Annotated in this window: 1 protein-coding gene; it reads right to left on the bottom strand. The window is 56.2% G+C overall.

Annotated elements, in window-relative coordinates:
• Positions 1-141: 141 nt before the first annotated feature.
• Positions 142-1,572, bottom strand: coding sequence for an IS1182 family transposase (locus tag HV670_RS29910; protein WP_175108531.1), 1,431 nt, complete (start codon positions 1,570-1,572; stop codon positions 142-144).
• Positions 1,573-1,641: the final 69 nt, after the last annotated feature.

Below are 1,641 nucleotides of genomic sequence, written 5' to 3'. Positions count from 1 at the left end.
GGCCCAGAGCGTGTCAAAACGCTGAGTCACCGGGAATTAACGAAACCTGTCTTGCCGCAGGTTTCGACTTTTCGATTGCGGCGATCCGAGCGTCAAATCACAGCGGAAGTATTGCGAAGGCGCAGCACCTCCCAACAGGCCTCACGCCCGCATCGCTGTCATCAACGCTTCTGAACCGAGTAGCTTGATCACTCGCTTCATGTTGTACGCAAGCACGTGCAAGCTCATTTCTGTGCTCACACGCTCGATGGTTCTTGTCAAGAAATGGGTTGCGCCCATCCATGCCTTGATCGTGCCGAATGGATGCTCGACAGTCTGCCGCCGGATTCGCATCATCTCAGGGGCGTGATCAAGTCGCGCCTGCATCTCTTCGAGTACGGCTTCGTGCTCCCAGCGTGTCACCCGGCGTTGAGGACCAGGCGTGCAGGCATCTTTTAACGAGCACTTTTGGCAATTCGAACTCCAATACTTACTGAGTTTCAGGCCGCGCTCAACGGTCGAAAATCGCCAGATGAGCCGCTCGCCTGCCGGACAGCGATATTCGTTCGTCTGTGGGTCGTAAATGAAATCGTCCTTGCCGAAGCGGCCATGGGCTGTTGCGCTTGATGTCACTGTCTTCGGTACAAATACGGCGATTCCAGCCTCATGGCATGCGAGTATCTCTTCGCTCTTGTAGTAGCCGCGATCTGCAACTGCGGTGAGCTTGTCGACACCCATCTCTGTATGGGCAAGCTTCGCCATCGACGTCAACTGATCACGATCAATGCCGTCATTGGTAACGACGTGCGCGACGATCAGATGGTGCTTCGCGTCAACCGCCGTCTGGACGTTGTAGCCGACGACTCCCGTTCCTCGTGTCTTCATCGAACGGGCATCCGGATCTGTGAGCGATACCTGTGCGTCAGGCGCCGCGTTGAGTTGGACCTCGATCTCCTTGAGGCTTCGCATCTGTTCCTTCAAGGCCGCAATCTTGTCTTGCAGTCGCTCTGTCCTGACCTTCGCGATTGCAGGCTCCTGACGATCCGCTGTGTCCATCGCCGCGAGATAGCGAGCGATACTTGACTCGATGTCGCGCATGCGTCGTTCGAGCTTGGCGCTCGTGAAGTTGCGGTCGCGATGGTTCACCGCCTTGAACTTGCTACCGTCGATCGCAACGAGCGCTTCGGCGAAGAGGTCCAGACGCTGGCATAGCACGACGAACTGACGGCAGACGCTGCGGATCGCTTTGCCGTTGTCTTTACGGAACCGCGCAATGGTCTTGAAGTCCGGCGCCAGGCGGCCCGTGAGCCACATCAGTTCGACGTTGCGCTGAGCCTCGCGTTCAAGGCGACGGCTCGATTGAATACGGTTCAGGTAACCATAGATATAGATCTTAAGCATCACCTCGGGGTGATACGACGGCCGACCGGTCAACGCTGGTTCGACACCTTCAAACCCAAGCTTATGCAGATCAAGCTCATCGACAAAGACATCAACTACGCGCACGGGATGCGTGTCCGTCACGTAGTCATCAAGCGCTTCTGGCAGGAGAAAGCTTTGCGTACGATTGTCACCTTGAACGAACCGCTTCATCTTGCTCATCCCTCGCGATCGGATGGCAAATTTTAGCGCCCCAAAAAGCGTTTTGACACAATCTGGGCC

Source organism: Pararobbsia alpina (assembly GCF_902859895.1).
Lineage (GTDB): Bacteria > Pseudomonadota > Gammaproteobacteria > Burkholderiales > Burkholderiaceae > Pararobbsia > Pararobbsia alpina.
Note: the sequence above shows the minus strand (reverse complement) of the source record. Positions and strands in the feature narration are given on the sequence as shown.